This is a genomic window from Acetobacter fabarum, from assembly GCF_022483405.1.
Lineage (GTDB): Bacteria > Pseudomonadota > Alphaproteobacteria > Acetobacterales > Acetobacteraceae > Acetobacter > Acetobacter fabarum.
Map to the genome: position 1 here is coordinate 1,364,699 of NZ_JAKVNI010000001.1, position 23,824 is coordinate 1,388,522.

Consider the following 23,824-nt stretch of genomic DNA (forward strand, 5'->3'; position numbering starts at 1 on the left):
CCCCACACCATGGCAGCACAACCAGCTGAAACCGGAGGCTCGGCACCCCAAGATCCCGCACAGGTGGCCGGTGCGGCGTCTTCCTCGCTCAGGCATGAGAGCGCGCACCTGCACGTAGCGGGGGAGGCGCGGTATGTGGATGATATGCCAACACCGCCCAATGCGGTGCATGTTGCCCTTGGCCTGAGCAGCCGCGCCCATGCGCGCATCATCAGCATGGATCTGGGGTCGGTGCAGGCTTACCCCGGTGTGGTTTGCGTGTTGAGCGCGCGCGATATAGCGCACCACAACCAGATCAGCTCCGTAGGAGCGGGGGACGAACCCCTGCTGGCCGAAGACCATGTGTTTTTTTGTGGTCAGCCCTTGTTTGCCGTGGTGGCCCAAACCCGCCATGCAGCCCGCCAGGCCGCAGTGCTGGCACGGGTGGAATACGAGGACCTGCCCGCAGTGCTGAACATAGAGCAGGCCCGCGCACAAGGGGGGGCACTTGTCTGCCGCTCGCTGGAAATGACACGGGGTAACGCCGCTCAGGCTCTGGCCAATGCCCCGCACAGGCTTGCAGGCCAACTGGCCATTGGCGGGCAGGAGCATTTTTACCTCGAAGGGCAGGCCGCGCTGGCCTGGCCCGGAGAGGACGGGGAAATGCGTATCTGCTCCTCCACCCAGCACCCGACCGAAACCCAGCACATGGTGGCCCACGTGCTGGGTTGCCCCAACAACCTTGTGACCGTGGAAGTCCGGCGCATGGGCGGTGGTTTTGGCGGGAAGGAAACTCAGGCCAACATTGTGGCCTGTCTGGCAGCCCTTGCCGCCGCGCGCACCGGCCGCCCAGCCAAACTCCGCCTTGACCGTGATGATGACATGATGATCACGGGCAAGCGCCATGATTTTGTGATTGATTATGACGTGGGTTTTGATGCGCAGGGTCATGTTCTGGGGGTGGATATGGAGCTGGCTGCCCGCTGTGGCTGGTCGGCCGACCTGTCCGGCCCGGTAACGGACCGCGCGCTGTTCCATGCCGATAACGCCTATTACTACCCGGACGTACGCCTGCGCTCGGTGCCGCTGCGCACCAATACGCAGTCCAACACGGCATTTCGCGGTTTTGGTGGCCCGCAGGGGGCTGCTGCGGCTGAACGGATTATGGAGCAGATTGCCTTTGCCACCGGGCTGGACCCGCTGGATGTGCGGCTGCGCAATGTGTATGGCACGACCGAACGCAACGTCACTCCGTACCACATGACCGTGGAGGATTCCATTGCCGGGGAGGTTATGACCCAACTTGCGCAGGACTGCGACTACCGCAAACGCCGCGCACAGATCAGGGAGTTTAACAAGACAAGCCAGTACCTGCGGCGTGGTATTGCGTTAACGCCGGTCAAGTTTGGTATTTCCTTTACCGCTACGCATTTTAACCAGGCCGGGGCATTGGTGCATGTTTACACCGATGGCTCGGTGCAGGTGAACCACGGCGGGACAGAAATGGGGCAGGGCCTGCATACCAAAATGGTGCAGATTGCCATGCGCGAATTTGGTCTGCCCCATGAGCGGGTGCGCATTACCGCCACCACAACAGGCAAGGTCCCCAATACCTCTGCTACCGCCGCGTCCAGTGGTGCGGACCTGAACGGCATGGCCGTGCTGGCGGCTGTGCGCACCATCAAGGACCGGCTTGTAAACTTTGCCGCTGCCAAATGGCAGGTTCCCCCCGAACAGGTACATTTTACAGCCGATGGTGTGGTGGTGGGGGAGGCTACGGTGCCGTTCGCCACACTGGTCAATGCGGCGTATATGGCCCGTATTTCCCTCTCCTCCACAGGGTTTTACAAAACGCCCAAAATTTCGTGGGATAGTGCAACAGGGCGTGGCCGACCGTTTTATTACTTTGCTTACGGTGCGGCCTGCGCGGAGGTTGTGGTGGACCTGCTTACGGGGGAAAACCGCATGGAGCGGGTGGACATCCTGCACGATGCGGGCCTCTCCCTTAACCCGGATATTGATATAGGGCAGATCGAGGGCGGGTTTGTGCAGGGCGCGGGCTGGCTGACCATGGAGGAACTGTTCTGGGATACATCGGGGCGTTTACGCACCCATGCGCCCAGCACTTACAAGATTCCCGCCTGTTCCGACCGGCCACGTATTTTTAATGTCAAACTCATGGACAACGTGCCCAACCGGGAGGAGACCATCTTCCGCTCCAAAGCGGTGGGGGAACCACCGTTTGTGCATGGTCTGGCGGTGCTGCATGCCATTTCCGATGCGCTGGCCAGTGTGGACAACTACCGTACCTATCCGGGGCTGAATGCTCCGGCAACGCCCGAACAGATTTTGCGCGTGGCCGAGCGCCTGCGCCAGCAAGGTGGAGTGGGTCATGCGCAGGTACACACCTAAGCAGTTACTTGGCCTTTGGCGGCAGGCACCTCAGCCTCTGGTAGTGGCGTGCGTAACGCTTACCCGCGGTTCCACCCCAAGGGAGGAGGGAGCGTTTATGCTGGTCGGGCAGGACGTTGTGGCGGGTACGGTTGGTGGCGGCGCGCTGGAACTGGCGTGTGAGCAGCATGCCCGCACCATGCTCCAGTCGGGCGAGGCACTGTGCGAGCGCCAGATAGTGCTGGGGGGGAGTAATGTCAGCCAGTGCTGTGGTGGCCGCGTGGCCGTAAGGCTGGAAGTGCTGAGTGCTCCGTTATGTGCACAGCTTGAACAGCAACTGGCCCAGCAGAATGCCCAGCGCCCAACCCTGTTTTTGTTCGGGGCGGGGCATGTGGGGCGTGCACTGGCCCACGCACTGGCCCCTTTGCCGTTGCGGCTGGTCTGGGTAGACCCGCGGGCACATGAGTTTGGCCATGTGCCCGAAGGAGTGGAAGCACGCGTGACCGCCGCGTGGGACGATGTTCTGGCAACGGCGGAGCCGGGTGCGGGGGTTCTGGTGTTAACGCCATCGCACACACTGGATGCGCTGATTGTGGAGGCAGCGCTCCTGCAGCCCGGTCTGGCCTATGTTGGGCTTATCGGTTCGCGCACAAAACGCTTGCGGTTTGAAAAATCCTTTTCAGAAGTGGGGATTTCTCCAGAACAGCTTGCAGCACTGGTCTGCCCCATAGGGGATAGGGGCGTGCGGGACAAACGCCCCGAGGTTATAGCTGCTCTTGTAGCAGCCGAAGTGGTGGAAAAACTGCTCCATCCCGCACAGCAGGGGGAAGGGTTTGCTGGGGCCAGTATGGGCGCCAGTGCCTGACTCCTAAACTCTGTGCGGCAAGTATGCAGCAGTTACGTTGGCAGGGTCGGGGAAGAGCCGATTGTGGGCAAAAGACGTCACATTCTCTAGGCTCAGGACTCATTCTTTAAGATAGAAGATGAAGCTTGCTGCGATTTGGATTGCGGACATGAATGTATGAGCACAGCGGTCGTATCGTGTTGCCACCCGTCGCCAGTCTTTCAGCTTTGCGAACATGTTTTCGATCAGATGGCGCTTTTTATACAGATGCCAATTGTAAGGTGGCTTTGATTTCCGGTTCTTCTTCGGCGGAATACAGGCGGTGATATTGCGTTCTGCGAGAGACTGTCTGATTTTATTGCTGTCATATCCCCGATCGCCGATGACTTCCTCTGTCTCATCCGGCAGGTCCGACAGCAGCGCATCAGCGCCTTTGAAATCACTGACCTGTCCCGCAGTCAGATGAAGGCGAACAGGACGCCCTTGTCCATCACATATGGCATGAAGCTTTGAGTTCAGGCCGCCTTTTGTCCGTCCGATATGGCGGGAAAAAGCCCCTTTTTGAGCAGGGACGCCGATGTCCGGTGTGCCTTGAGATGTGTTGCATCGATCATCAGACGCTTCGAACGGCCTGCCTGTTCTGTCAGGGCGACAAAGATCCTGTCAAAAACACCGAGGCGGCTCCACCGGATAAAGCGGTTGTATAAAGTCTTGTGCGGACCATACGCTTTCGGAGCGTCTTTCCACTGAAGGCCGTTACGGATCACATAAACGATCCCGCTCAGAACACGCCGGTCATCCACGCGTGGCACTCCGTGCGCCAGAGGAAAAAACGGCTCAATCCGCTCTATCTGGCGCTCAGATAGCATAAACACATCACTCATAGGCCCACCTTCCATCGGTAAGCCTGTGAATCACAACCGTTCGTCCAGTTCAATAAATTAATAGGTCCTGAGCCTAGAATATATGGCGCGTCAATTTTGACAACAGAATGAAAATGGCAGAGCGGGCCTGTCCCACGCCTTGTTCTGATTGATTGGAATACTCCGCTCTTTTCAATTTATGAAAAATTCAGAAAATTGACTGCAATGGGTCAATGCAACAGGAGGCAGCATGAAAATCGGGTTTGTTGGTCTGGGCGCTATGGGGCACCCTATGGCGAGGCGCCTTCTTGCTGTCGGGCATCAGCTTTGTGTCTATAACCGAACAGCCGCCAAAGCTGCCGACTTTGCTGCTCTGGGCGCGACTGTGGGGGAAACTCCCGCCATGGTTGCCCATGACGCCGATATTGTTTTTTCTATGCTGCTGGATGATGCAACGACTGAGCAGGCGACATTTGGCAAAAATGGTATAGCCGAAGGGCTATTGCCCAATGCTGTGCATGTCTGTTGCAGCACAATATCCCTCGAGCAGGCACGCCGTTTGCGCGATGGTCATGCAGAACGTGGGCAAACATACGTCAGTGCCAATGTTCTTGGGCGGCCCCCTGCGGCGGAAGCGGGAGCATTGTTTGTTATGGCCGCTGGTAAATCGGATGTGCTGGATTATCTGGAACCAGCACTCCAATGTTTTGGCCCTCATATCTTCAGGGTGGGGGATGACCCGTTACAAGCCAACCTTGCAAAACTGTCCCTGAATTTCATGATTTACTCAACTATTGAACAGATGGCAGAAGTTTTTGCTCTGAATGAAAAAGCGGGAACAGACCCACGCAAGATTTTTGAGATTATGACAGGCAGCTTCTATAACGCTCCGGTCCATAAGAACTACGGTAAGCTGATGGTTGACCATGCTTATGACACTCCGGGAGCGCCTGTTACTCTGGGCCTGAAGGATGTCGGGATGTTCATGGATGCCGGGGGAGATTACGGCGTGCCACTCCCTTATGCCGCCATTGTTCGTGATCGCTTGTTGAGCGCAGTCAGCGCGGGGGATGCAGACCGCGATTTTGTCGTTCTTCAGGAACGCGTGCGTCAGGAAAGTGGTTTGAAGTAGAGCATGCCAGCGCAGAGAAGCTGGAAGGCTTGGGGGCTATTCCCGCTCAAGGTATTGGCTTTGCAAGCATTGCACTTTGAGATTCCGGGTGAGTTTTTCCAGTAATTCGCTTTTCAGGCGCGGAGTAACCCAGTTCAGATTAACATTTACTCGGTGCTTTGGTGCGAGTTCGACAAGCCGCCCGGATTCAAGGTGCGCTTTGGCGAGTGCAAGGGGTTGCAACCCCCACCCCATTCCGGCGAGTGCAAAATCCAGAAACCCCTGAGGGGTCGGGATATAATGCACCTCTCGGGGCAAAGGGAGTTGATGGACTTCCTGCAACCACCGTGTTTGCAGCCTGTCCCGTTTTTCAAAGCACATGCAGGGCGCGTTGGAGAATGCGTCTTGCGTCCATCCATGAGAAAAATAGCGTTGCACAAAATCCGGGCTTGCACAGGCTGCGTAACGCAACGCGCCAAGGTGTAGCGTGCGGCAGCCGGACACCGGGCTTGAATCTGCCGTAACTGCGGCCATGACATCGCCCGACCGCAGCCGGTCCGCCGTATGGGCTTCGTCCTCTATAAGCAGGTCCAGAAAAACCCTGCTTTCTTTTACGAAGCCAGAAATTGCTGATGGAAACCACGTGGCGAGACTATCCGCGTTAACGGCAATTTTGAGCGTGGGTGCGCGGGAGACGGACAATGCTGCATCTCCAGAAAGCTGAGGAATTTCAGCTTCCAGCAGGCGGACTTTGTCAATATGGGCGCAAAGAGCCTTGCCCAGCGTGGTGGGCTGGCAGGGCTGACCGCGGATAATCAGCAGCGCGCCCAGTTTTTCCTCATACCCTTTGACGCGTTGTGAAATGGCGGACGATGTAATGCCAAGAGCCTGAGCCGCTCCTTCAAAAGAACCCTCACGCACAACGGCACTGACAATACCCAAGGCAGCGTAATCCAGCATAAGTAAGGAGTGCTTTATATCATTTAGAAAAACAAGTTTTCCTTATCATGGAAAAGGGCATAGTGAAACAGCATGATGCTGTTCCTCATTTCGTTTTTCGCTGGGTTTGCGCTTTCCGCATCTCTGATCGTAGCCATTGGTGCACAAAACCTGTTTGTGTTGCGGCAGGGTCTTAAACAGGAACATGTCGGGGTGATTGTCCTGTTCTGTGGCCTTTCGGATGCCGTGCTGATTACTGCGGGTGTGAGTGGGGTCGGGGCTTTGGCGTCTGCTCTGCCTGCCCTGTCGGTGGGTCTTACGCTGGCTGGTGCCTTGTTTCTGGCATGGTATGGCGCAAAATCACTGTACCGGGCGGCACACCAGAGCAGCATGTTGGCTCAGGTGGATCGTGGGATTTCGTCAAGGCAGGCGCTGCTGGCTGTGGCGGCTTTTACGTGGCTTAACCCTCATGTTTACCTCGATACAGTGCTGCTAATGGGGGCTGCGGCCACGGCACAGCCTCCATCAGCAAGGCCCTTGTTTGCAGCAGGGGCGGCGTCTGCCAGTTTTTTGTGGTTTGCGGCTCTGGGCTATGGGGCACGCCTTTTACAGCCTTTGTTTGCTCGCCCCCGCTCATGGCTGATTCTGGATGTGTTTATAGGATGCATCATGTTTACGCTTGCGGGTTTTCTGCTCTGGAACGGCCTTGTGCACTCGTTTCTGGCACGGTCATAATGGTTGCCATTGGGCTGGAGCGCCTTATTGCAGGCAGCGCAGGGGGCATTGCCCTCCCTGCGCTGTTATGGCCGTCAAAACATTCTTTTACGGCCTTGAGATTACATCTGGGCCCCGATCATCCATGGAACCATTTCCTCATTACCAACATTGAGGGCTTCGCTCTTGCTGTGCTCCCCTGACGCCATGCGGATAATGAAGTGAAAAATCTCTTCCCCCATGTCTGTCACGCTGGAATGGCCATCCAGAATACTGCCGCAGTTGATGTCCATATCATCCTGCATGCGGTTATACATGGTGGTGTTTGTTGCGATTTTGATGGTAGGGGCAACGCGGGATCCAAAACAGGAGCCTCGGCCAGTTGTAAACGCCAGCAGGTTTGCCCCGCAGGCAATCTGGCCCGTGGCGCCCATTGGGTCATATCCGGGAGCATCCATAAACAGTAACCCACGCGCATCAATAGGTTCGGCGTAGTGGTAAACGCCCTGTAGCGCGGTGGAACCACTTTTTGCGACCGCACCCAGAGATTTTTCCAATATGGTTGTCAGCCCTCCCTTTTTGTTGCCAGGGGTGGGGTTGTTATCAATGCTGCCGTGCTCGCGCTCTGCGTATTGTTCCCATCCGTGGATGATATTGACGAGTTTTTCGCCAATATCACGCCGTGCTGCCCTACGGGTTAACAGGTGTTCTGCCCCATAAATCTCCGGAGTTTCGGTCAGAATGGCTGAACCACCCTGTGCGACCAGAAGATCAACCGCATGCCCCAGAGCGGGGTTTGCCGTAATGCCCGAATACCCATCCGATCCACCGCACTGCAAGGCAAGGACCAGATGCGAGAGCGGGAGGGCCTCACGCGTGATAGTGTTGATTTCGGGAAGGATTTTTTCAATCGCGGCAATCCCGGCATCAACGGTCTTCTGCGTTCCGCCCTCCTCCTGCATGACAAGGGGGATCAGGCGTGTACCGGGGTTTACATTCTCGGCCATGAATATGGCGTCCATCTGGTTTGCCTCACACCCCAGCCCGATCACAAGAACTGCCGCAAAGTTGGGGTGCACCACATAGCCCCCAATTGTCCGCCGCAGCTGCTGAAGGCCTTCCCCCTTTGAGTCGATACAGCACCCAAAGCCATGTGTGACAGGAATAACCCCATCAACATTAGGGTAGTGCTCAAGAATATCTGACCGAACAAAGTGTTCGGCAATTTTTTTGACAGTTGTGGCAGAGCAGTTAACCGTGCTGACAATTCCTATAAGGTTGCGTGTTGCTCCCCGGCCATCCGGGCGCAGGTATCCCTTAAAAGTCAGGTGCTCGGCTGGTTCGGGCGAGGGTTTTACCCCTTTGCCAAACGCATAATCCCGCGCAAAATCATGCCCCATAGACAGGTTTTGGATGTGTACATGCTGGCCGGGAGCAATATCCTGCGTCGCAAACCCTATGATCTGACCATATTTGTGTACGGGATCACCGCACTGGATTGTTCTTAAGGCAATTTTGTGCCCTCCCGGTATTTCGGTCGCAGTGCGCACCCCGTCGGTTCCTTCGAGCAGGCTGCCCGCAGGCAGGGCCAGCGTGGCAATGGCGACATCATCCAGCGGATTTAATTTTATGATGTTGGCAATCGTGGACATTTTTCTAACCCCGGTTTGAATTCTCCATCTAATTTATAAGGAGGATTTCGAATTAGGTGGGTTGAAATCGTCGCACCTGTCTGTCAAAGTTTTTTCACCAATCTCAGAGCAGAAGCCCCAGATGCAACGCCGCATTCCCCCCCTGAACACGCTTTACGCGTTTGAAAGTGCCGTCCGGCATGGATCATTCAGCAAGGCGGCTGAGGAGTTGCTGCTGACAAGAAGTGCCGTGAGCCACAGGATCAAACTTCTGGAGGAACTGGCGGGCTTTGCCCTCTTCCACAGGCAGGGCCGTGCATTGGTTCTCAGCTCCGCTGGGGAAGCGTATATTACGGTTGTAAGGCATGCGCTTGATGCGCTTGAGGCTGTTAAACTGCCCCGTCTGGCCAATAACATTGAGGCCAGCATCACAATCAGCACACCACCGTCTTTTGCCCGGCTGATTCTGTGGCCCGCAATACAGGGTTTTCAGCAAGAATACCCCGATGCGCAGATCAGTATTGAACTCAGTTCTTCCGGGCTGGATGTCAAAGCTGAAGGGGCGGATATTTATATTCGGTTTGGAACAGGCAACTATCCCGGAATGAAAAGCCTGATGTTTATGAAGTCAGATATTTTTCCTGCTGCAACACCGGATTTTATAAACCAGCATCGTCTTTTTGCACCTGCCGACCTGGAGCACTGCACTATGCTAAGGAGCCCTCTGGAACCATGGAAGCCGTGGTTTATGGCCGCCGGGCTGCCTTGGTCAGAACCTGTAGAGGGGCCTCATTTTGGTGACTTTGCCATGATGTACCAAGCCGCACGGGAGGGCATGGGGGTAGCCCTTGTGCGTGCTGCATTGCTTGAGCACTTTGACCCCGGAGCAAAACTGATCCCCGTCACCCATATTCGCGCGATCCCCGCATATGGGTATTATATCGTTTACCGCGAAGATGCCGCGGAGCCTAAGAGCAAGCATCTGCTCCTTGAATGGCTGGTTCAGGATAGGCGTGCCTAGGTTCAGGGTTTATGAAGTCAATATTTGAACTGATAGAATTGTGAAGGTCGGGGGTTATGCAGGGTAGCGGCGTTGGGGTCCTTGATAAGTATATGGCGCTGCAAAAGCATCTGGCAGGTGTCTCCAAGGGTTTGACAGCACTGGAGCTCGCGCGGTTGACGGGTATGGACCGTGGTACGGTCCACAGGTTGTTAAAAGCGATGATGCACTGGCGGCAGGTGGAGGCGGAACATGGAGTATACCGCCTTGGGGGGGGCTGCCTGCTACCAGCAAGTGCCTACCTGACACGCCTGCCCCTACGGCGGATTGCGCTGCCATACACCATTGATTTGCAGAATGTTATTGCGGATCGGCCTGCCATTGTCTCTGTCGCCCTGCCTGTGGGGGACCAGATTGTGCTGATCGAACGGATGTGGACAGCCGCAACCCCTTTTAATGTTGTTGCGGATCTGGATGACAAATTTGCCATAGACAGCTGCACCAGTGGACGCGCCATTCTGGCAACCTACCCCGAGGCGCAGGCGCGCCAGACAGTGGGGGATGAGCGCTACGAGCGGGTGCGCCCCAGACTGCTGGAGGTTGCTCAGGCTGGCGGATATTCTTTTGGCCATAGCGAGCAGCGCAAGGGTTTATCCTCTATGGGGTATCCAATCCGCCGGGGGCAGGATGCGGCTGTGGGTGCGCTGGTCATAGCGGGGTTGGAGATGGATGCAGTGTTGCAGGTTTCTTCCTCTCTGGCGCGGCATTTGCAGCGGGCCTGTGGGGGTATTGCCGAACAACTGTTTGGTTGACCGCACGGGGCATTATTCTTCCAGCAGTTTGAGCAGTTTTGCCTGTTGTACCTTGCCATAATGAGAGCGCGGCAGGTGCGGTACAAATAATATCTGTTTGGGTACCTTGTGGCGGGAAAGCTGTTTTTTGCAATGCAGGATCAGCTCATCCGCTTCCAGCTCGGTATTGGCATGCAGGACTATGGCGGCACAGACGCGCTCCCCCCATTCGGGGTCGGCCGCACCAAAAACATGGGCCTCTGCAACCCCGCGGTAGGAGAGCAGGCACTCAACAACTTCGGCTGGCTGCACGGACATACCACCAGAGCGAATAATCTCTTTGCTGCGCCCCACAATTTTAAGCATATGGGTGTTGTCCATAATGCCAAGGTCCCCTGTGGCCAGCCAGCCATCGTGTAGCACGGAGGCTGTTTTTTGGGGCTGTTTCCAGTATCCCGCCATAAGGTGAGGGCCGTGAATTTCAACTTCCCCAGCATGGGGCTGCGTGCTGTGCGCGTTTAAGCGGGCCTGCACGTGCTGTAGGGGAAAACCGACAGCTCCAGCGCAGGTGCCGGCTTTGTGCAGGGCGGCAAGTTCTGGTGCTGGCAGGTAAAAGCTCCATGGTGCTTCGGTCATGCCGTACAGAATACTCAGCCGGGGGCCAAACAGATGCATGGCTTTTTCCAGCGTTTCGGGCGGCAGGGAGGCCGCGCCAACATCCAGAGAACGGAAAAAGGGAAGGGGATTCTGGTTATTGGCAATGGCGCCGTGTGTCTGGGCGTGCTGCACCAGACGGGCAATCTGTGTGGGTACGAGCGAGCTGTAGGTGGCATGTGTTGTCTGGAGGAGGGGCAGAAACGTGGACGGATTAAAACGCCCACCCAGCACGACCGTTCCCCCGTGGCACAGGTGCGCCAGCACGGAAACCGATGCAATGGGCCACAGGGGGCGGACATTAAGCAGCACATCCCCCGCAGATGTCGGGCGGGCCTGCCCGATATTGCTGACAATGGCAGTCAGGCTGCCCTGTGTGTGCATAACAGCTTTTGGCTGGCCCGTTGTGCCCCCAGTATAGTTGAGGGACGCCAGCGTGGAGGGGGAGCCACCGGCCAGCGGGGCTGCCGTATGTGCGGTTATGGTCTGCCATGTGGTGGGGAGTGGAACGCTGGTGGCACCCCCTGCCTGCTGTGCCAGTTCCGCATGAATGGGGTCGTGGAGCAGAATGGCAATTTCGGCATCGGCAATTTGGTTGCGCAGTTCCTCAACAGAAAGGGAGGGGTCAAACGGCACGCGCACATATCCGCAGGCCATGCTGCCGTAATCCGCAATCAGATAAGGGATGCTGGCATCAGCCAGAATGCCAACCCGCGCGCCGCAGGCAATGCCCCGTTCTGCCAGAAAGGCCCCAAATCCCTGTAAAGCCGCGTTTATCTGCCAGAATGTAAGCTTCTGGCCCGTGGCGGGTTCATGCAGAGCGAGTGTCTCTGGCCAGCGGGAAGCCGCGTTGGAAAAAAGCTGTTGTATGCTCATGCTCTTACCATCCGCTCAAAATAATGCGGCCATTGACCTGCCGTGCCTCCAGCAGTGCATGGGCCTGAGCCGCCTGGGTAAAGGGCATGACACGGTCGATCTGGGGGCGAACAAGGCCAGAGGCGATCATGGCCAGAGACTGGCTGACCTCGTCCAGCGTGGCGCTGCCTGAGCCCTGTACACGTAACCTGCGCCCGATAAGCAGGCCGGGCGAAACTTCAACAGCCCCCGGAGCAATGTTGCCCAGCACCACAATACGCCCCCCCATGCCCGTTGCACGCAGGGTCTGGGGGAGAGTGCTGCCCAGATTTTCCATGGCAACATCCACGCCCTTTTTGCCGGTTTTGTTCCACACCTCGGCGCTGTAGTTTCCATCCCGTGCAACCACAACGGAAGAGGCTCCCAGTTCTTCCAGCCTGCTGGCTTTTGCATTGTCCCCGGTTACGGCAATGACGTGTGCCCCAAGTGCGCGGGCAATCTGGATCTGGTGCACGCCCAGCCCGCCACTGGCACCATTGACCAGCACGGTCTCACCCGCAGTAAGCCCGGCCTGCGAGATAAGAGCCCGCATGGCGGTGCCAATGGGGCAGGAGGCAAGGGCCGCCTGCTGGAAGCTCACATTATCCGGTATGCGAATGGCAGATACCGCAGGCAGGCGGATATACTGGGCATAAGCACCTTCTGTATCCACGGCGGGGAGGGAGACCGCGCGGCACAGGTCTTGCCGCCCTCTCAGGCAGTCGCGGCACTGGCCGCAAAAGCGGCGTTGATAGCCTGTTATGCGCTCCCCGACCTGAAGAGTGCTGACTGCGGCACCGGTGGCCACAACACGCCCTGCGACCTCATGGCCAAGAATAACCCCCTTGGGGGCACCTGCCAGTTTGCCTGCCCTGTGCAGCAGGTCATGGTGGCAGACTCCGGCAGCTTCCACCTGCACAAGCACATCATGCGGGCCTGCTACGGGGGTTGGTACCTCCTCCACCCGGAGTTGAGATGGACCGCCAAAGTTCGAGAGTATGATCGCTTTCATGCCGTAGTCCCTCCATAAATGTTCGAATTACGAACATATAGACCAAAATATAAACTTTTTATATTCCACATTGAAAATTGTTGCTATGGATAAATTAACGACTCTGAATCATGTTTTAAAACGGAATACACCATGATAGATAGTGCTATACAGTCCGGTGTCCTCACCATCACCCTCAACCGCCCTGACCGGTTGAATGCGCTGGACAGCCACGACAAAGCCGCCTTGGGCCGCGTCTGGCGTGAAGCACTGCGTGATTCCACAGTCAGAGCCGTGGTGTTGCACGGTGCGGGTGAGCGGGCCTTCTGTGCCGGGTCGGACTTGAAGGAAATCGCAACAACGCAGCAGGTCGCCACAACAGATGTTCTGGCCTCCTGTATTCCTGGTGTGGCGGAGGATTTTACAAAACCAGTTGTTGCCGCACTGCACGGCCATGTCATTGGGTTGGGAATAAGTATAGCCATGTATTGTGATTTTCGGATTGCGGCACCACAGACCTCTTTTCGCTTTCCTGAGGTCGAGCATGACATGCTCTCCGGGTTTAGCGCGGTTGAACTGCCCTCCCTGATCGGGGAGGCTGCCGCACTGGATATTATGCTGACCGGTCGCACCTTTGGTGCGGAAGAAGCACAACGCATGGGGCTTGTTTCCTCCCTTGCGCAGGACTCGCTGGCCGAGGCCACAGCCCTTGCGGCCCGGCTGGCAGCACTGCCGACATCCGCCATGGCATGGAGCAAGCGTTTGCTGCTGGCCGAGCGGCGTACCCGACTGGACAGGCATTATGCACTGGTTGATCAGGCCAGGCTGGAAGTGGGCCGATATGAACAATGATGGCCTGACGCATGCCGGGCAGACTGAAGGCGCTGTTTTTCGCCGTGTTGCATGGCGTTTGATGCCCTTCCTTTTTATCTGCCTTGTTTTTAACTGGCTGGATCGTGTTGCCGTTAGTTTTGCCCATTTGCAGTTTGGCGCGGACCTGCACATAAGCGATACGGTTTTTGGTCTGTCTGTTGGTCTTTTTTCAGCGGGTTATCTGCTGTGCGAGATTCCCAGCAATCTGGTCATGGAACGCTGGGGAGCGCGGAGAACGCTTGCCCGGATCATGATCTTCTGGGGGTTGGTGACCATTGGTATGGCGTTTGTGCAGGGGGCGTATTCCCTGTACGTCGCGCGGACTTTGCTGGGTATGGCGGAAGCTGGCTTTTTCCCGGGGGTTATCCTGTACCTGACTTACTGGTTCCCCAGTGCATACCGGGCCCGGATTACGTCACGCTTTATCATGGCTATAGCGGTCTGCGGCATTGTGGGCGGGCCAAGTGCAACGTGGATCATGACCCATATGGCCGGGGTCTGGGGCTGGCATGGGTGGCAATGGCTGTTTCTGCTTGGTGGGCTGCCGCCAGTTATTGCCGGGTTTGTGGCTTTTGGCTGGCTGGCGGACAGGCCAGCCGATGCCCGCTGGCTCGGGCGTGATGAAAAAAACATCATTCTGCAGGCCATGGTACGCGAACCACCTTCTGTCGTGCGGCCTGTTCGGGCATCGCTTGCCAGTGCTTTTTCCAACCGTACGCTGTGGCTGTTATCCCTGAGTTACTGTCTGACCATTACGTGCACCGGCAATGTGGTCAATTTTTGGGTGCCCTCTTTGTTGCGTGCCGCAGGGGTGCAGAACCTGCAGCAGCTTGGGCTGCTCAGCGCCCTGCCGCATGGCGTGGGTATTGTGGCCATGCTTCTGGCTTGCCAGCATTCTGACCAGCAACAGGAGCGGCGCTGGCATTTTGCTCTGGGTGGTGCTCTGGCCATGGCCGGCATGCTGGCACTGCCATGGATGGTGCATGGCACCATGAGCACAGTGTTTTTTCTAACCATCATGGTCGCAGGGTATCTGATTGCCACAGCAATTTTCTGGAGTATTCCTGCAAGCTTGCTGCCTGCACAGGACCGCGCCATTGGCTTTGCACTGATCAACTGCTGCGGTCAGGTCAGCAGCATGCTTGTTCCGGTTTTAATCGGTTTTCTCAAAACCCGGTTGGGCGGGTTTGAGGTCGCACTGAGTATTGTCAGCCTGTTTGTCGGGCTTGGAGTGGTTGTGCTGCTGGCCATGACGGCCCGCCCGGCCCGCCTCCCGGCCTCTCCTTCTCATTCGATCGTGGATTCACACTCATGACAGATTATGTTCATATTGCCCGCACGCTTGCCCCGCTTGTTGCCGAAGATGCCTCCCAGCGGGATGCGGAGCGGATCCTGCCATTTGCCATTTTTGAAAAAATCGCCAGTTCAGGCCTTGGTGCCGCTCGTGTGCAGAAAGAACTGGGTGGGGGAGATGTCAGCCAGAGTGCCGTGGCTGAGATTTTTATAGCTCTGGGCAAGGCAGACCCCAATGTGGCGCAGGCTCTGTTCCCGCATTTTATCAATATCGAGCAACTCAGGCTTATGGCCGAGCCGGATGCACAGGCGCGTTATCTGGGGCAGATCGGTCGCGGTATTATCAGCTCCGGTGCCGTGGCTGAGCGGAGCGGGAACTTTCGGGGGGAAATCCATACCCATATTGCGCATGTCGATGGCAAAACAGTCCTGCGTGGGCGCAAATTTTACAGCACCGGCTGCCTGTTTGCCGACCTGATCAAGGTGCAGGCGGTGGATGAGGCGGGTAAGGGGATTTACGTCATGCTCCCCAAAGACACACAGGGTCTTATGCTGCTGGATGACTGGGATGGAATGGGCCAGCGTACCACAGCCAGTGGTGTAACGGAGTTCCATGATGTTGTTCTGTCGCCAGAGCAGATTATTCCCACAGGGCATTGGGCAGGTCGGCGGAACTACGTAGGGGCCTCCGCACAGCTTATCCATTGTTCCATTGATGTGGGCATTGGGCTGGCAGTGCTGGATGATGCTGTTTACTGGGCCAAAAACCACACCCGTCCTTTGCGTGAAAGTGGCGTGAGCAGAGCCAGTGATGACCCGTACATTCTTTACACGGTGGGGGAAATTTCTGCCCGTGTCAGAGCGGCGGAAGCATTGGTCCGGCGTGCGGCCGAGTATGTGGAACAGGCTGCCCGTGCCCAGCTGGAGGATGTCCACCAGGGGCGGAGCACAACAGCGGAAACCGAAAATCTGCTTGTTCAGTCATCCATTGCTATTGCGGAAGCCAAAATAGCGGCCACGGAAAGCGCAATACATGTTGCGCAGAAGCTGTACGATGTGGGTGGTGCTGCAACCACCCAAAAACCGTTCAACTTTGACCGGCACTGGCGCAACGCACGCACACACACAACGCATGATAGTGTTGCCTATAAATACAAGGCAATTGGCAATTTTCTTCTTAACGGGGAGCCGCCTCCCATCACGTTTACTTACTGAATCGGCCATCTGGCGTTTTTTTATCTTAATACAACTATTTTAATTAGTTGTATGAAAAAGGGATCGTTTGTTATGGTTATTAAAGTTGCGAGTGGAAGGAAAGCACTCCCAATAGTTGTTGTTATGGCGGCGCTACCGGTCACGGCATATGCTGGCACGGTGGAGGAAGGCAAAAGTCGGGACCGGCAGGGGGCACATGCAGCGCCAGCCCACCAGGCTGTTGTAAAAGATGCGTCCGCAGTAAAAAAAACTGCCCATAAGCAGGATGTTTTGCAGGCATCGCCAGAGCTGATCTCGGTTGTGGGCAAGCAGGAAGACCCGGTGTTGTCCGGCACCACGCGCAGGCATAGCACGGCTAATGTGCAGGTGATCAGTGCGCAGGAAATTGTAAGGACCGGGCAGAGCAACGCCATGGCTGCGCTGGAGCAGTTAATGCCTTCAGTCAGCTCCCCCTCATTCAGCGGGGTGGGGTCCAACCGTTTTATCCGTACCATGCAGTTGCGCAACCTCTCGGCCGACCAGACTCTGGTGCTGGTGAATGGTAAACGGCGGCACCTGACGGCAAACTTCAATGCCAATGCAGGCCCCAATTCCGGCACGGAACCGGCTGACCTGTCCCTGATCCCCTTAAGCGCGATTGATCATATTGAAGTCATTACAGAAGGCGCGTCTGCCCTTTATGGCCAGGATGCCATAGCGGGGGCGGTTAATATTGTGCTCAAGCACAATACAAGCGGGGGGTCGCTCAATTTTGTGGATAGCGGATATTACGCCGGAGATGGCGTGGGCGTAAACGGGTATGGAGACTACGCGATAAAACTGGGGAACCGTGGTGGTTATCTGGATGTTGCGGCGCAGGTTTCCAACCAGTTACCGACCAATCGCTCGGGCCTTTATACGGGCAGCATGTATTTCCCGCTGGCTGATGGCAGTGTGGACCCGCGCCAGACAAAGGCTGGCCGTGACTTTAACCGTCTGGAAGGGCTGGGCCATACAACAATGGAGACACTCTCCGTTAATGGTGCCCTGCCCATAACAGACAGTATCCGTGGTTATCTGACGGCCACTTATGGCCACAGAACGGTAGAAAATCAGGTGACCTACCGTAATCCGGCCAATAACAATACGGTCCGCGCGCTCTACCCGGATGGTTTTATTCCGCTCATGGGCATGACCGAAAATGACTTTCAGGTTAACGGCGGCGTGCAGGGCACAACCGCTGGGTTTGACTGGGATGGCTATGTAACCTTCGGGCGGGATGATGAGAGCTATACAACTCTCAATTCCGATAACCCGACATTCGGGCTGGCCAGCAAACGCAATTTTTATGATGGTTCGGATATTTCCACCCAGTTGGTCACGGGTTTTAAAGCATCCAGAAACTTTACGCCTTCTTTTCTGTCTCGCCCGGTAACGCTGGAGTTTGGGGGAGAATACCGGCACGATACGTTCCAGTTAACGGCGGGGGAGTATCAGTCCTGGGCCAATGGTGGGGTCAAGGTGCTGGACGGGCCAAACGCCGGTGCCGCCGCCACCCCCGGCGCATCGGGCCATATTGGGGCATCCCCCGATACAGCTAGCAACACAGCGCGCGATACGTTTGACGGGCACGTTAATCTTTCTTTCCATATTCTCCCAAAATGGGAGTGGACACTAGGTGGCCATGTGGTCAGCTATTCCAGCCTTGCCACGACGGAAACAGGCTCTGTTGGCACGCGGTATGATTTTAACAAACGCTGGGCCATTCGTGCGAATTTTAACACGGGTTATAGGCCGCCCACTCTTGGTCAGGAAAATTATTATTATACCTCAACATTTCCGACCTACACATTTGCACAGCTCCCCACCACAAGTGCTGCGGCCAAGGCGCTGGGTGGCGGCCAACTGAAAGGTGAATACTCACGCAGCTACAGCATTGGCATTGATGCGCACCCGGTGGATAATTTTACGTTAACCGCCAACCTTTACCGCATTGCCATTAACGACCGCATGGCAAACTCCACACAGTTTGGAGGAACAGCGGTGGAGAGCATGCTCAATAATCTGGGGTTAAATGGTATCCGCTACGTTCAGTACTATACCAACCCGGTTAACACCGTGACCAATGGTGGGGATGTTAATGCGGCATATAACCTGAACCTGCATAAGTACGGGCAATGGATTTTTTCTGTTGGCGTCAATTTTGCCGATACGGAAATCAGCCATTACAACAGCACGCCCTCTCAGCTTCTGGCGCTCAACCAGCCGTATTTCGATGCATATGCCCAGAACACATTGTTACACTCTTCCCCCAAAAACAGGGAAACCCTTGGGATTACATGGGCAAAAGACAAATGGCTCGTGTCTTTTCAGGAGCAGCGTTACGGGCAGTTGACATATATTGCCAACCCCAGCCTTGCAGCAAAGGACTGGACAGTGGTCAAACCCGCCTTCATTACCAATTTGACAGTCAGCTACGACATTAATCCCCGCTGGTCGCTTAGTGTGGGGGCGCAAAACCTGTTTAACAAATATCCCAATCAGGTTTCCAAGGCCGGGCAGGCGTCTTCGAGCGGGGCGTTTAAATACCCGTATTATTCTGCCTACGGGTTTATGGGTGGGTATTACTTTGCAAAGATCAGCTACCATTTGTGAGGTGATGCCCCATTCATTTCATGGGCAAAAACCTTCATGCGCTATCAGAGCGCACTGTATAATGGGCTCCTTCCGGAGCTTATTAAAAGCTGTTTGATTACCAGATGTTTTTTATTCTGGGGAGGCATGTGCCGGGTGAAGTGTTGCCCGGCACATGCTTTTTAAGCAGCCTGTTGCGCCTCAAGCGGGCAGCGCCCGGCCAGACCAGCCTGTTCCAGCTTGCGGGCCAGACTGAACAGAGCAGCCTCGCGCCCGGGAGCCGCTACCAGTTGCAGGCCCAGCGGCAGGGTGCCGGTGTTCCTGAGCGGCAGGCAGAGCACGGGCAGGCCCGGCAGGGTGATAGGCTGCGTGTACAGGCCCAGATTGGCACGGGCGGAGGCCGGTTTACCGTCAACCATAACGGTTGGGTCATCCAGTCGGGGGGCTTCGCACATAACAGCAGGGGCAATTAGCACATCCACCTGCTCAAACACGGCATGCACCTGCTGGCGGAACCAGCGGCGGAAGCGTTGTGCCTGCACATAGGTGCTGGAGGGCAGCATGGCACCAGCCAGAAGCCGGTCGCGGGTTGCAGGGTCGTATTCCTCTGCTGCTGCGCGCAGGCGGGGCAGGTGGAGCGTGCCACCTTCTGCCGCGGTAATCAGGAAGGATGCAGCCCGGGCTGTTGGTGTTTGTGGCAGTTCCACACTGCCCGACAGACCAAGATGCTGGCAGACCCGGCCTATGGCCGCAGCAAGGGCGGGGCTGAGGTTTTGTGCAAACCAGCCGCCAAGGCATGCCGCGCGTAAGGTCTGGGGTTCGGGTTCGGCTGGTGTGTCCGCCATAATGTAAAAGGCGGCCATAAGGTCATCCAGCGTTCCGGCAAAATGCCCCACTACGTCCAGACTGGCGGAAAAAGGATAAGCACCCTCCCGCGGGAGGCGGCCGAATGTGGGCTTTAACCCCCATACCCCGCAGAGTGATGCGGGCACACGGATGGATCCGTTGGTGTCTGTCCCCAGTGTGAGCGGTAAAAAACCGGCAGCAACAGCCGCCGCCGACCCGCCGGAGGACCCACCCGCCATGCGGCTTGTATCGTGCGGGTTGCGGGTTATGCCGTAATGGGCGTTGTCGGTTGCAAAACCGTAGGCAAACTCATCCATGTTGAGTGTGGCAACGGCAATGGCTCCGGCTGCGCGCAGGCGGGCCACAATGGCGGCATCCTGCGTGGCGGGGGGAGTATTGCGCAGCACAATGGAGCCTGCGGTGGTGACATGGCCCTGAATGTCAAACAGGTCCTTGACCCCAAAAGGCACACCGGCCAGCGGGGGCAGGGGTTTGTTGCGGGCCAGCAGGGCATCCACGGCCTGAGCCTGCTCCATGGCCTGCTGCGCAAACAGGTGGGTCACGCTGTGAATGGCGGCATCATGCTGGTTGATGGTGGCCAGCACCGACTGCATGACGGAGGCCGCACTGCGTTTGCCACTGCGGATGTCCTGCGCAATACCCAGTGCGCTTGCAAAGCGGGTCATGGTGTGTAGTCTCCCGCTGGTTCGCATGTGTCGGGGAGTGGAAAATCCCTTACAAGGGCCGCATAGTTTTGCAACACATGGGTGTTGGCAATCACGCCAGCAATGCAGGCCGGGGGGAGGTCAAGCTCCATGGCCTGCGCACGGGCAGCGACAAGAACCTCATCAGAGAAGGGAGGCGTGGTCATGGCATGCTCCTTTCCTTACAGTGTGGGGCGTTCGGTTTCTGGCTGTTCGGCCATGATGGACACATGGGCCGCCAGAATTTTCCAGCCATCGGGCGTGTTGATCCATGTCTGCATCTGCCGACCCGTGCGGGTAGAGCCGATGCGGCGGAATTCCAGACTGACAACCCCCGCCTGCGTGCCAATGGGGGTTATGGTGCGGCGCAACATGGCGCGCGGGGGCGAGCCACCTGTGCGGTTGCGGCGGAAGGCGGCAATCTCTTCCGCGCCGTAAAGGTTTTCCCCCACGCCGTAGCGCACGGTCTGTGGCCCCTGCCAGAACAGGGCGTCCAGCACGGCCACATCGTTTTCGGCCAGTGCGCGTTCGTACTGGTCGGAGCAGTGCGTGAGTGCGAGGATGGTCTGGGCGTCATCCAATGTCATGCGCGTGCCGTCCTTTTGCGGGTGGCCTTGGGGTTATGGCCATTCGGCCAGTGCGGCGTCCACGGCTGCACCACGGGGCAGGGTGTAGCCCTGTGCTGCAAGGCAGGCCTCCAGTGCGCCAAGGGTTAACAGCACCTTATGTTTGACGGCATTGTACCCCATGGTGCCAATGCGCCAGATACGGCCTGCCAGCGGGCCAAAGGCCGTGCCAATTTCTATGCCAAAATCATCGCGCATGCGGGTGCGTATGGCCTCACCATCCACACCATCGGGGATCCACACACCGGTTACGTTGGTCATGCGGTGGGCATCATCCCCAAAAATGCGCAGGTTCATGGCGCGCAGCCCCGTAATCAAGCATGCACTGGCCTGTGCGTGGCGGGCAAAGCGGGCATCCAGCCCTTCTTCGAGCACAATGCGGGCGGCTTCTCGCGCGCCGTAGAGCATGGTCGTGGCCTCGGTATGGTGGTTGAGGCGTTTTCCCGACCAGTAATCCATGACCATGGCCAGATCGAAGTAGTTGGACAAAATGCGTGCCCGGCTGCCATTGGTCGTACCTTCGCCACGGATCCCTGCTTCCACATGGCGGCGGGCCATAATGTGTTCCGCTGCCCGGTCCGACACGGTTATGGGGGCGGAGCCGGGTGGCCCGCCCATGCATTTCTGCAACCCGCCGGAGACTACATCCATCCCCCACACATCCGTGTTAATGGCCATGCCGCCCAGTGTCGCGGTGACGTCCGTATAGGAAAGTACGTTGTATTTTCGGCAGAGTTCTCCAACCCCTTCCAACGGCTGGGCCATGGTGGTGGAGGTGTCACCATGAATGCAGGCGAACACTTTTGGTTTGTGGGTTTTTAGTGCGTCTTCAATCTGTTCCAGCGTGGCCACCTGCCCCCATGGCAGGTCGAGCGCGCAGATTTCCGCCCCGATGCGTTCTGCAATTTCGGAAAGCAGCAGGCCAAAACGCCCGGCCCGCACCAGCAGGATTTTATCGCCCGGTTCCACAAGGGAGACCAGAGCCGCCTCAATCCCTGCGCGGGCCGTGCCATCCACCAGAAAGGTCCACTGGTTCCGTGTCATGAAAATCTGACGGTACAGAGCCATGGTTTCGTTCATGTACTCTGTCATTTCCGGGTCAAACTGGCCCAGCATGTCAGCCGACATGGCGCGCAGCACACGCGGGTGCGCGTTAATGGGGCCGGGGCCCATCAACATCCGCTGGGGTGGATCAATCTGCCGGAAAAACGTGGAACTCATGCAGAAAACTCCGTTGGTTTGTGTGCGGTTGTGGTGGCAAATGCGCGTATGAAATCCAGCATGACCAGAAAAGCCGTATGGGCATCATCATGCCGCACGGCTTCTGCGGGGTTGTGGCTGATCCCCTGATGGCAGCGCAGGAACAGCATGCACACCGGGGTCAGGGCCGCCATGACCATGGCATCATGCCCTGCACCGCTGACCAGATGGTGCGCCGCCTGCCCGGTTATGCGGGTGACGGATGCCGCAAGGCAGGCCGTTAATGCGGGGTTGCAGGGGGTGGCGGGCAGGTCGTTCTGGAGTTCAATGCTCAGGCCCACGCCGCGTTCGTCTGCAATGTTCTGCAAGGCTTCACAAATCTGGGTGGTGGCCTGGTCGCGCACCTGTGCGGTGCCTGCGCGGATATCCAGACTGAAGGTGGTCTGGCCGGGCACAACGTTGCTGGCACCGGGGCCAACATGCAACTGGCCAACGGTTGCCACCAGATCGGGCGGGCCATTTGCGCCAATGCGTTCGATGGCCACCATGGCCTGAGCGGCTGCGGCCAGCGCATCCTTCCGCAAGGACATGGGCATGGTGCCGGCGTGGCCCGCCACACCCTGTATGCTCACCTTGAAGCGATATTGCGCGGCAATGGCGGTGACCACACCAACACCCAGCCCGGCGGCTTCCAGCACGGGGCCCTGCTCTATATGGGCTTCCAGATAACCGACAACCTGTTCGGGTTTGTAGGCTGCCTCAAGGTAGCGGGCGGGGTCCAGACCGTTCTGGTGCAGAACATCATGCAAGGTGGTGCCGCTGGCATCCACCGTGCCAAGGGGGAGGGCATCAAGCGTGCCGGCCACCGCGCGTGACGTAAGCATGGAGGCAGGGAAGCGCGAGCCTTCCTCATCCCCAAACCCGATGACCTCAATGGCAAAAGGCAGGCGCTCACCCTGAGCGGCCAGATGGGCCACGACCTCTATGCCCAGCATGACACCCAGCGTGCCGTCATAACGGCCCGCATTACGCACGCTATCCAGATGTGACCCGATAAGGAGCGCTGGGGCACCGGGGGTCTGCCCTTCGTAACGGCCGATCAGGTTGCCCGCCGCATCCGTGCGGGTGGCCATGCCTGCCTCGTGCATCCACAAGGCAACCTGTTTGCAGGTAGCCGCATGGGCAGGGGACAGATAGGCCCGAAAAAGACCGTCCTGCGTATCGGAAAAAGGGTGTGAGCCAAGATGGTCACACCGGTTGACCGGACGGGAGTCCTTTTTGCTGGCCTCTGCCGGGCCTTGGGGGAAGGGCGGGGTCGGGGTGATTGGTTTTGTCCTTGGTATGCAAATGCCTGATCGGGTTTTGCCAGCACTGGCTGGCGTAGTCTGGCAATCATAGACGGATTTGGTCCGTTCTCCCAAAAGCAAAAAAGGCAATTTCGCGTTGCAAAATTGAGCGCGGCCCCCGTGCTGAAAAAAGCAATGAGAAAGTGCTTTTTTTTATTTTGTGAGAAAGGGAACTCGCAATTATATATCGGAATCGTATCGTTTATGGGCAGAGTTTCGGAACACACCCCGCCTTAGGCAATCTGCAGGGGAACACACCGCGATAATGCCTGACCCGCCGCCCTTACCCCTGCTCCAGCTTCTGCT

The 23,824-nt window shown here is 57.2% G+C and carries 20 protein-coding genes; 10 read left to right on the forward strand and 10 right to left on the reverse strand.

Annotated features, from left to right (window positions below; all coding sequences use genetic code 11):
• Window positions 1-9 precede the first annotated feature (9 nt).
• Both xdhB and xdhC read left to right on the forward strand, forming a co-directional pair.
• Window positions 10-2,391: a xanthine dehydrogenase molybdopterin binding subunit gene (xdhB, locus tag LKE65_RS06505; protein WP_278741787.1), complete on the forward strand. Its 2,382-nt coding sequence runs from the start codon at window positions 10-12 to the stop codon at window positions 2,389-2,391.
• Window positions 2,372-3,235, forward strand: a complete 864-nt coding sequence (gene xdhC / locus LKE65_RS06510; protein WP_278740777.1) for a xanthine dehydrogenase accessory protein XdhC — start codon at window positions 2,372-2,374, stop codon at window positions 3,233-3,235. Before xdhB ends, xdhC begins: the two co-directional genes overlap by 20 nt.
• Window positions 3,236-3,334: 99 nt before the next feature.
• Here the strand turns inward: xdhC and LKE65_RS06515 are convergent.
• A protein-coding gene (locus tag LKE65_RS06515) for an IS5 family transposase (protein ID WP_278740088.1) occupies window positions 3,335-4,098 on the reverse strand; the annotation gives its coding sequence in 2 pieces (ribosomal slippage) (window positions 3,335-3,756 and window positions 3,756-4,098; 765 coding nt in all).
• A gap of 229 nt (window positions 4,099-4,327) precedes the next feature.
• On the opposite strand from LKE65_RS06515, the gene LKE65_RS06520 reads away from it, so the two are divergent.
• On the forward strand, window positions 4,328-5,209 hold the full coding sequence (locus LKE65_RS06520) for an NAD(P)-dependent oxidoreductase (RefSeq protein WP_278740778.1): 882 nt from the start codon (window positions 4,328-4,330) through the stop codon (window positions 5,207-5,209).
• Window positions 5,210-5,245: 36 nt separating this feature from the next.
• Here the strand turns inward: LKE65_RS06520 and LKE65_RS06525 are convergent, their stop codons facing one another.
• Complete coding sequence (locus LKE65_RS06525; protein ID WP_278740779.1) at window positions 5,246-6,148, reverse strand: LysR family transcriptional regulator ArgP; 903 nt, start codon at window positions 6,146-6,148, stop codon at window positions 5,246-5,248.
• 75 nt (window positions 6,149-6,223) lie between these two features.
• Between LKE65_RS06525 and LKE65_RS06530 the strand changes: the two genes are divergently transcribed.
• Window positions 6,224-6,862: a LysE/ArgO family amino acid transporter gene (locus LKE65_RS06530; RefSeq protein ID WP_278741789.1), complete on the forward strand. Its 639-nt coding sequence runs from the start codon at window positions 6,224-6,226 to the stop codon at window positions 6,860-6,862.
• A gap of 101 nt (window positions 6,863-6,963) precedes the next feature.
• On the opposite strand, the gene LKE65_RS06535 is transcribed toward LKE65_RS06530, so the two are convergent.
• The gene (locus tag LKE65_RS06535) at window positions 6,964-8,493 is read right to left on the reverse strand and encodes a UxaA family hydrolase (protein WP_278740780.1); all 1,530 of its coding nucleotides are present in this window, start codon (window positions 8,491-8,493) and stop codon (window positions 6,964-6,966) included.
• 121 nt (window positions 8,494-8,614) lie between these two features.
• Between LKE65_RS06535 and LKE65_RS06540 the strand changes: the two genes are divergently transcribed.
• A complete protein-coding gene (locus LKE65_RS06540; RefSeq protein WP_278740781.1) occupies window positions 8,615-9,493 on the forward strand; it encodes a LysR substrate-binding domain-containing protein in 879 nt (292 codons plus the stop codon).
• 92 nt (window positions 9,494-9,585) lie between these two features.
• Window positions 9,586-10,284, forward strand: a complete 699-nt coding sequence (locus LKE65_RS06545) for an IclR family transcriptional regulator (protein WP_278740782.1) — start codon at window positions 9,586-9,588, stop codon at window positions 10,282-10,284.
• Window positions 10,285-10,296: 12 nt separating this feature from the next.
• On the opposite strand, the gene LKE65_RS06550 is transcribed toward LKE65_RS06545, so the two are convergent.
• A complete protein-coding gene (locus tag LKE65_RS06550) occupies window positions 10,297-11,793 on the reverse strand; it encodes a class I adenylate-forming enzyme family protein (RefSeq protein ID WP_278740783.1) in 1,497 nt (498 codons plus the stop codon).
• Window positions 11,794-11,797: 4 nt separating this feature from the next.
• Window positions 11,798-12,823, reverse strand: a complete 1,026-nt coding sequence (locus LKE65_RS06555) for an alcohol dehydrogenase catalytic domain-containing protein (RefSeq protein WP_278740784.1) — start codon at window positions 12,821-12,823, stop codon at window positions 11,798-11,800.
• A gap of 132 nt (window positions 12,824-12,955) precedes the next feature.
• On the opposite strand from LKE65_RS06555, the gene LKE65_RS06560 reads away from it, so the two are divergent.
• From LKE65_RS06560 to LKE65_RS06575, 4 genes are all read left to right on the forward strand, one after another.
• Window positions 12,956-13,654: an enoyl-CoA hydratase/isomerase family protein gene (locus tag LKE65_RS06560; RefSeq protein WP_253527758.1), complete on the forward strand. Its 699-nt coding sequence runs from the start codon at window positions 12,956-12,958 to the stop codon at window positions 13,652-13,654.
• Window positions 13,644-14,990 carry an MFS transporter gene (locus LKE65_RS06565; RefSeq protein ID WP_278740785.1) on the forward strand — a complete coding sequence of 449 codons (1,347 nt, stop codon included), beginning with the start codon at window positions 13,644-13,646 and terminating at the stop codon, window positions 14,988-14,990. Before LKE65_RS06560 ends, LKE65_RS06565 begins: the two co-directional genes overlap by 11 nt.
• The gene (locus tag LKE65_RS06570; RefSeq protein WP_278740786.1) at window positions 14,987-16,183 is read left to right on the forward strand and encodes an acyl-CoA dehydrogenase family protein; all 1,197 of its coding nucleotides are present in this window, start codon (window positions 14,987-14,989) and stop codon (window positions 16,181-16,183) included. The genes LKE65_RS06565 and LKE65_RS06570 overlap by 4 nt, the downstream gene beginning before the upstream one ends.
• 123 nt (window positions 16,184-16,306) lie before the next feature.
• Complete coding sequence (locus tag LKE65_RS06575; protein ID WP_278740787.1) at window positions 16,307-18,817, forward strand: TonB-dependent receptor plug domain-containing protein; 2,511 nt, start codon at window positions 16,307-16,309, stop codon at window positions 18,815-18,817.
• Window positions 18,818-18,978: 161 nt separating this feature from the next.
• On the opposite strand, the gene LKE65_RS06580 is transcribed toward LKE65_RS06575, so the two are convergent.
• From LKE65_RS06580 to LKE65_RS06600, 5 genes are read right to left on the reverse strand one after another with little or no spacing between them, the layout of a single operon-like run.
• Window positions 18,979-20,328 carry an AtzE family amidohydrolase gene (locus LKE65_RS06580; protein WP_086646601.1) on the reverse strand — a complete coding sequence of 450 codons (1,350 nt, stop codon included), beginning with the start codon at window positions 20,326-20,328 and terminating at the stop codon, window positions 18,979-18,981.
• On the reverse strand, window positions 20,325-20,513 hold the full coding sequence (locus tag LKE65_RS06585; protein WP_086646602.1) for a DUF4089 domain-containing protein: 189 nt from the start codon (window positions 20,511-20,513) through the stop codon (window positions 20,325-20,327). The genes LKE65_RS06580 and LKE65_RS06585 overlap by 4 nt, the downstream gene beginning before the upstream one ends.
• A 15-nt stretch (window positions 20,514-20,528) precedes the next feature.
• On the reverse strand, window positions 20,529-20,933 hold the full coding sequence (hpxZ, locus tag LKE65_RS06590) for an oxalurate catabolism protein HpxZ (protein WP_278740788.1): 405 nt from the start codon (window positions 20,931-20,933) through the stop codon (window positions 20,529-20,531).
• 33 nt (window positions 20,934-20,966) lie between these two features.
• The gene (locus LKE65_RS06595) at window positions 20,967-22,193 is read right to left on the reverse strand and encodes a pyridoxal-phosphate-dependent aminotransferase family protein (protein WP_278740789.1); all 1,227 of its coding nucleotides are present in this window, start codon (window positions 22,191-22,193) and stop codon (window positions 20,967-20,969) included.
• The gene (locus tag LKE65_RS06600) at window positions 22,190-23,497 is read right to left on the reverse strand and encodes an allantoate amidohydrolase (RefSeq protein WP_095349346.1); all 1,308 of its coding nucleotides are present in this window, start codon (window positions 23,495-23,497) and stop codon (window positions 22,190-22,192) included. Before LKE65_RS06600 ends, LKE65_RS06595 begins: the two co-directional genes overlap by 4 nt.
• Window positions 23,498-23,824 lie beyond the last annotated feature (327 nt).